This is a genomic window from Pseudomonas oleovorans subsp. oleovorans, assembly GCF_002197815.1.
In the GTDB taxonomy this organism is placed as follows: domain Bacteria; phylum Pseudomonadota; class Gammaproteobacteria; order Pseudomonadales; family Pseudomonadaceae; genus Aquipseudomonas; species Aquipseudomonas oleovorans.
The window spans coordinates 135,704-142,306 of the sequence record NZ_NIUB01000011.1 but is presented as its reverse complement, the minus strand read 5'-3'; the positions used below and the strand labels follow the sequence as shown (position 1 = coordinate 142,306).

The 6,603-nt window shown below is 66.2% G+C and carries 5 protein-coding genes and 1 pseudogene; 1 reads left to right on the top strand and 5 read right to left on the bottom strand.

Translation table 11 applies throughout. From position 1 onward, the window contains the following. From PSOLE_RS23665 to hutI, 5 genes and pseudogenes are all read right to left on the bottom strand, one after another. A pseudogene (locus PSOLE_RS23665) lies at positions 1 to 105 on the bottom strand (IS110 family transposase); the annotation flags it as partial. Between the two features lie 103 nt (positions 106 to 208). Next, positions 209 to 1,744 carry a histidine ammonia-lyase gene (gene hutH, locus PSOLE_RS09030; protein ID WP_074855429.1) on the bottom strand — a complete coding sequence of 512 codons (1,536 nt, stop codon included), beginning with the start codon at positions 1,742 to 1,744 and terminating at the stop codon, positions 209 to 211. Positions 1,745 to 1,901: 157 nt separating this feature from the next. After that, positions 1,902 to 3,575 carry a urocanate hydratase gene (gene hutU, locus PSOLE_RS09025; protein ID WP_074855428.1) on the bottom strand — a complete coding sequence of 558 codons (1,674 nt, stop codon included), beginning with the start codon at positions 3,573 to 3,575 and terminating at the stop codon, positions 1,902 to 1,904. A gap of 14 nt (positions 3,576 to 3,589) precedes the next feature. After that, entirely contained in the window at positions 3,590 to 4,525 is a 936-nt protein-coding gene (gene hutG / locus PSOLE_RS09020; protein ID WP_074855427.1) for a formimidoylglutamase, read from the bottom strand. After that, complete coding sequence (gene hutI, locus PSOLE_RS09015; RefSeq protein WP_074855426.1) at positions 4,515 to 5,732, bottom strand: imidazolonepropionase; 1,218 nt, start codon at positions 5,730 to 5,732, stop codon at positions 4,515 to 4,517. Before hutI ends, hutG begins: the two co-directional genes overlap by 11 nt. Before the next feature lie 226 nt (positions 5,733 to 5,958). On the opposite strand from hutI, the gene PSOLE_RS09010 reads away from it, so the two are divergent. Next, positions 5,959 to 6,555: a HutD/Ves family protein gene (locus PSOLE_RS09010; protein WP_074855425.1), complete on the top strand. Its 597-nt coding sequence runs from the start codon at positions 5,959 to 5,961 to the stop codon at positions 6,553 to 6,555. The last annotated feature ends 48 nt before the right edge of the window (positions 6,556 to 6,603 follow it).

The window sequence follows — 6,603 nt, the reverse complement described above, 5'->3', positions numbered from 1 at the left end:
ATGCCGTTTGAGTTGCTTGCGGCATTTGACCTGCTCATGGCTGTCGACACCATGAACTTGAAAAACCTGCTTTGCCAAATCCACGCCTATGCGTTTAAGTTTCATGCGGGCTCCCCCTCCGGGATTGCTTGTTTTACAACCTTCAGTCTGGCGCAATGACGCCGTAGGAGGGAGGAGTCCATCTCATTGGGCTACGCCACCGCCGTTCTCAGCCTATAGACGGCAACATGCCGGCCGGCAGCAGCGGCGTCAGCACGCGCTCGGCGAGCAGAGCATCAGCGGCGGCGATGTCCGGGGCGAAGAAGCGGTCCTCGACGTAGTACGGCACCTTGGCTCGCAGCGCTTGACGCGCCTGTTCCAACGCGGGGGTGCTGTTCAGTCCTTCGCGGAAGTCCAGGCCCTGGCAGGCACCCAGCCACTCCACGGCCAGCACGCCACGGGTGTTGGCGGCCATGTCCCACAGGCGCTTGCCGGCAGCCGGGGCCATGGAAACGTGGTCTTCCTGGTTGGCCGACGTCGGCAGACTGTCGACGCTGTGCGGATGGGCCAACGCCTTGTTCTCGCTGGCCAACGCAGCAGCAGTGACCTGGGCGATCATGAAGCCGGAGTTGACCCCGCCATTGGCCACCAGGAACGGCGGCAGTTGCGACATGTGCTTGTCCATCATCAGCGAGATACGCCGCTCGGACAGCGAACCGATCTCGGCGATGGCCAGGGCGATATTGTCGGCGGCCATGGCCACCGGCTCGGCGTGGAAGTTGCCACCGGAAATCACCTCGCCTTCAGCGGCGAACACCAGCGGGTTGTCGGAGACCGCGTTGGCCTCAACGCCGAGCACTTCGGCGGCCTGACGCAGCTGGGTCAGGCAGGCGCCCATGACCTGCGGCTGGCAGCGCAGCGAATACGGGTCCTGCACCTTGTCGCAGGCGGCGTGGGAGCGGCCGATCTCGCTGCTGTCGCCGAGCAGGTGACGGAACGCCGCTGCTGCGTCGATCTGCCCACGCTGGCCACGAGCCGCGTGGATACGCGCATCGAAGGACGAGCGCGAACCCAGCAGCGCCTCGACACTGAGCGCGCCGCAAACGCTGGCGGCAGCGTACAGGTCCTCGCCCTCGAACAGCCCGCGCAGGGCGTAGGCGGTGGACACCTGGGTGCCGTTGAGCAGGGCCAGGCCCTCCTTGGCGGCCAGGGTCATCGGCTCCAGGCCGGCGATGGCCAGCGCCTCGGTGGCCGGCAGCCATTGGTCCTTGTGGCGCGCCTGACTTTCGCCGAGCAGCACCAGCGACATGTGCGCCAGCGGCGCCAGGTCACCGGAAGCGCCGACCGAGCCTTTCAGCGGAATGTGCGGGTAGACCTCGGCGTTGACCAGGGCGATCAGCGCGTCGATCACCTGGCGGCGAATGCCGGAGAAGCCGCGCGCCAGGCTGTTGATCTTCAGCAGCATGATCAGGCGCACCATGGCGTCATCCAGCGGCTGACCGATGCCGGCGGCGTGGGACAGCACCAGCGAACGCTGCAGCTTTTCCAGGTCGTCGTTGGCGATGCGGGTCGAGGCCAGCAGGCCGAAACCGGTGTTGATGCCGTAGGCGGTGCGGCCCTCGGCGATGATCTGGTTGACGCAGGCGACGCTGGCGTCGATGGCCTTATGGGCGCTGGCGTCCAGAGTCAGTTGCACAGGCGCCTGGTAGGCAGCGCGCAGGTCGGCCAGGGTCAGTTGGCCGGGTTTCAGGTTCAGGGTGGTCATGAGGTGTTCTTCCAAAGAGCGTGTTCAAAGTCTCGCGAGCTAGAGCCAAACGGTGGCGCAAATGGCTGAGGACGCGGAGTTTACGAGCTGTAAATGAGCAGTCCGAAGTCGTTTGCAACGCCGTTTGGCCGACGCGCAGCAGACTTTGGATATGCTCTCAGCCGATCATCGGCAAATTCAGACCTTGCTCCTTGGCGCAATCGATGGCGATCTGGTAACCGGCATCGGCGTGACGCATCACCCCGGTGCCCGGGTCGTTGGTCAGCACGCGGGCGATACGCGCGGCGGCTTCGTCGGTGCCATCGCAGACGATGACCATACCCGAATGCTGGGAGAACCCCATGCCCACGCCACCGCCGTGGTGCAGCGACACCCAGGTGGCGCCGCTGGCGGTGTTGAGCAGAGCATTGAGCAGCGGCCAGTCGGACACGGCGTCGGAGCCGTCCTGCATCGCCTCGGTCTCGCGATTGGGGCTGGACACCGAGCCGCTGTCCAGGTGGTCGCGGCCGATGACGATGGGCGCGCTCAGCTCACCCGAACGCACCATCTCGTTGAACGCCAGGCCGAGCTTGGCGCGCTGGCCCAGTCCGACCCAGCAGATACGCGCCGGCAGGCCCTGGAAGGCGATGCGCTCGCGGGCCATGTCCAGCCAGCGGTGCAGGTGGGCGTCGTCGGGGATCAGTTCCTTGACCTTGGCGTCGGTCTTGTAGATGTCCTCGGGGTTACCAGACAGCGCCGCCCAGCGGAACGGGCCGATGCCGCGGCAGAACAGCGGGCGGATGTAGGCCGGGACGAAGCCGGGGAAGTCGAAGGCATTGCTCACGCCCTCATCAAAGGCCATCTGGCGGATGTTGTTGCCGTAGTCGAAGGTCGGCACGCCCATCTTCTGGAAGTCGAGCATGGCCTGCACGTGCACGGCCATGGACTGCTTGGCGGCCTTGACCACGCCAGCCGGGTCGGTGGCGGCGCGATCCTTGTACTCGGCCCAGCTCCAGCCAATCGGCAGGTAGCCGTTGAGCGGGTCGTGGGCGCTGGTCTGGTCGGTGACCATATCCGGGCGAACACCGCGCTTGACCAGCTCCGGCAGGATCTCGGCGGCGTTGCCCAGCAGGGCGATGGAGATGGCCTTGCCTTCGCCGGTGTACTTGGCGATACGCGCCAGGGCGTCGTCCAGGTCAGTGGCCTGTTCGTCGACGTAACGGCTGCGCAGGCGGAAGTCGATGCTGGTCTGCTGGCATTCGATGTTCAGCGAGCAGGCGCCGGCCAGGGTCGCCGCCAGCGGCTGCGCGCCACCCATACCACCCAGGCCTGCGGTCAGCACCCAGCGGCCTTTGAGGTTGCCGGCGTAGTGCTGGCGACCGGCTTCGACGAAGGTTTCGTAGGTGCCCTGCACGATGCCCTGGCTGCCGATGTAGATCCAGCTGCCGGCAGTCATCTGGCCGTACATGGCCAGGCCCTTGGCATCCAGCTCGTTGAAGTGCTCCCAACTGGCCCAGTGCGGCACCAGGTTGGAGTTGGCGATCAGCACGCGCGGTGCGTTGCTGTGGGTCTTGAACACGCCGACCGGCTTGCCGGATTGCACCAGCAGGGTCTCGTCGTCATCCAGGTTGGTCAGGCTCTCGACGATCTTGTCATAGCACTCCCAGTTGCGCGCGGCGCGGCCGATGCCGCCGTACACCACCAGCTCCTTGGGGTTCTCGGCCACGTCCGGGTCGAGGTTGTTCATCAGCATGCGCAGCGGCGCTTCGGTCAGCCAGCTCTTGGCGGTGAGCGTGGTGCCACGCGGGGCGCGGATCTCGATATCGCGGTATTTATTGGTCTTGGTGGTCACGTCGGACTCCTGGCTCAGAGGCTCAGCAGATGAATCAGCCGCGCCGCCACCTTGGCGGTGCGGTTGTCGATGTCGTATTCGGGGTTGAGCTCGGCCAGGTCGGCCAGGCGCAGCTTGCCGCTGGCCTTGAGCCGTTCGAGCAGCGGTTCCAGCAGCTCCAGGCGCACGCCACGGGCGGCTGGCGCGCTGACGCCCGGCGCCTCGCAGGCCGGCAGCACGTCGATGTCGATGGTCAGATAGAGCGCGTCGCACTCGGCGGTGAAGGCGTCCAGCTCGGCGCCGATGCTCTCCAGGGTCGACTCGCGGATCTGGTGATCCTCGCGCACCAGCACGTTCAGCTCGGCGGCGCGGGCGAACAGCGCGCGGGTGTTGCTGGCGCGGCTGACGCCGAGGCAGGCGTAGCGGAACGGCCAGCCGCGTGCGGCACACTGCTCGGCGATCTGCGCGAAGGGCGTGCCGGAGGAATGCACATGGGCCGGGTCGCGCAGGTCGAAATGGGCGTCGAAATTGATGATGCCGATCTTCGGGGCGGCCTGGCCACTGAGATGCTCGGCCAGCCCGGACCAGCTGCCGAAGGCCACTTCATGACCGCCGCCGATCACCAGCGGCAGATGCCCGGCGTCCAGCAGCGCACAGACGTTATGACCGAGGCGGGCCTGCGCCGCTTCCAGATCGCCATCCTCGCAGGTGACGTCACCCGCATCGTAGGCCGGCGCCTGTCGGTGCCAGGCCAGATTGGCCAGGGCCTTGCGCACGCTTTGTGGCGCAGCGGCGGCACCGACGCGACCCTGGTTGCGGCGCACACCTTCGTCGCAGGCAAAACCCAGCAAAGCCAGGCCCGGCTGGCTGTCTTCGGTAAGCGAGCGAATGCGCTGGTGCCAGCGTGCGCTATCGGCTTCCGGGTCGGTTCGACCGCTCCAGGCGGCCATCGAGTGACGATCAGCGGGCATAGGTCACGACTCCATTGAACACGCGCTGGCGCAAACGTCCGGCCTGCACCGCGTAGGCCAGTTCGGCCGGTTGCCGGATATCCCACAGGCACAGATCCGCCGGCGCGCCGACGGCGATGCGGCCGAGGTCGTGCAGGCCGAGGGCGCGGGCGCCGTGGGCGGTCATGCCGGCCAGGGCTTCGCGTGGGGTGAGACGAAACAGGGTGCAGGCCAGGTTGGCCATCAGCGTGGGCATGCAGATCGGCGAGGTGCCGGGGTTGGCATCGCTGGCCACCGCCATCGGTACGCCGTACTGGCGCAATAGCGCGATGGGCGGCAACTGGGTTTCGCGCAGCACGTGGAAGGCACCGGGCAGCAGCACGGCAACGGTGCCGGCCTCGGCCATGGCGCGCACGCCAGCCTCGTCGAGGTATTCGATATGGTCGGCGGACAGCGCACCGTAACGTGCGGCCAGGGCACTGCCGCCGAGGTTGGACAGTTGCTCGGCATGCGCCTTGATCGCCAGGCCATGGGCGCGGGCTGCCTGGAACACGCGTTCGCACTGCGCCGGGGAAAAGCCGATGCCCTCGCAGAATACGTCCACCGCATCGGCCAACCGCTCACGGGCAGCGGCCGGGATCATCTCGTCGCAGACCAGGCTCACGTAGTCGTCAGCGCGGCCGGCGTATTCCGGCGGCAAGGCATGGGCACCGAGCAGCGTGGTCAGCACCCGTACCGGACGCAGTTCGCCGAGACGGCGGGCCACGCGCAGCATCTTCAACTCACTTTCGACGGTCAGACCGTAACCGGACTTGATCTCCAGCGTGGTCACACCATCGGCCAGCAGCGCATCGAGACGCGGCAGGCTGGCGGCGATCAGTTCGTCCTCGCTCGCTGTACGAGTGGCGCGCACGCTGCTGAGAATGCCGCCACCGTTGCGGGCGATGGTTTCGTAGCTGACACCTTCCAGGCGCTGCTCGAACTCTCCAGCGCGGTTGCCGGCATAGACCAGATGGGTGTGGCAGTCGACCAGGCCTGGGGTCATCACGCCGCCGCTCCCCACCTCGACTGCACCTTGAGCCAGCGCCTCGTCGAAGGTGCGCGACGGCCACAGACCGGCAATGCGACCGTCCTCGACCAGCACGTTCATCGCCTCGTCCAGCTGCGCCAGGCCATCGAAGACCTGCACATCGCGCCAGAGCTGTTTCGAGGTGGAATGCATCGGCATGGGATTCTCCCGGCTTGTTTTGTATATACAATATGAGTGGATCGAATCGGCGTCAAGCCGGGAGCAACAGCCTGACCTTATGATCACAAGACCAGACAAGGCATGTGCAGTACGGCTTGATACCCTGAATAGAGCGTTACCGGCCTCTGTCTGGAGACATCTTCGCCGACCTTGCGATCGGAACCGTTTGTCGCCCAGCCACTATGTATATACATTTGGAGAGATCATGCCCTGCACCCTGCTCGACCCCGCAACTGCCCGCGCAATGCCCTGGAAGAACGGTGGCGGCTCCACCGTGGAATTGGCCATCTCGCCAGTGGGTGCCGGCCTGAAGGATTTCGCCTGGCGCATCAGCACTGCGCAGGTGGCGGTGGATGGTGCCTTTTCCAGCTTCCCGGACATCGACCGCAGCCTGGCCGTGCTCGCCGGTAACGGCGTGTGCCTGCACCGCGCCGACGGGCAGCGCGAAATGCTGCTCAGCGGTGGCGCCATAGCGGTGTTCGGCGGCGAAGAGGCGATCAGCGCCCATCTGCTGGACGGCCCGATCACCGACCTCAATCTGATGACCCGACGAGGCCACTGGACGCATCAGGTGCAGTTGCTGAAATGGCAGGGAACCCGAAGGCTGGAGAACGATGCGGCGGTGATGCTGCTGCTGTGGAATGGGGGCCAGACCGCAGTCGACGTGAATGCTGGCGGCGCGATGCACCCGCTAACGGCGGGCAATGGCCTGCTGATCGAGAACGAACCCGGCCAATTACACCTGCACGCACACCGCCCCGCCCTTCTCTACGTGGCCTGGCTGAACCCGTGCGCACACTGAAATAAAAAGCCCCGGCGCGCGGGCCGGGGCTCATTTGTGCGCGGTAGC

Bases quoted from the DNA above. Each gene is read 5' to 3' on its own strand.
- PSOLE_RS09010 (WP_074855425.1), top strand. From the start codon at position 5,959: ATGCCCTGCACCCTGCTCGACCCCGCAACTGCCCGCGCAATGCCCTGG.
- hutG (WP_074855427.1), bottom strand. From the start codon at position 4,525: ATGCCCGCTGATCGTCACTCGATGGCCGCCTGGAGCGGTCGAACCGAC.
- hutH (WP_074855429.1), bottom strand. From the start codon at position 1,744: ATGACCACCCTGAACCTGAAACCCGGCCAACTGACCCTGGCCGACCTG.
- hutI (WP_074855426.1), bottom strand. From the start codon at position 5,732: ATGCCGATGCATTCCACCTCGAAACAGCTCTGGCGCGATGTGCAGGTC.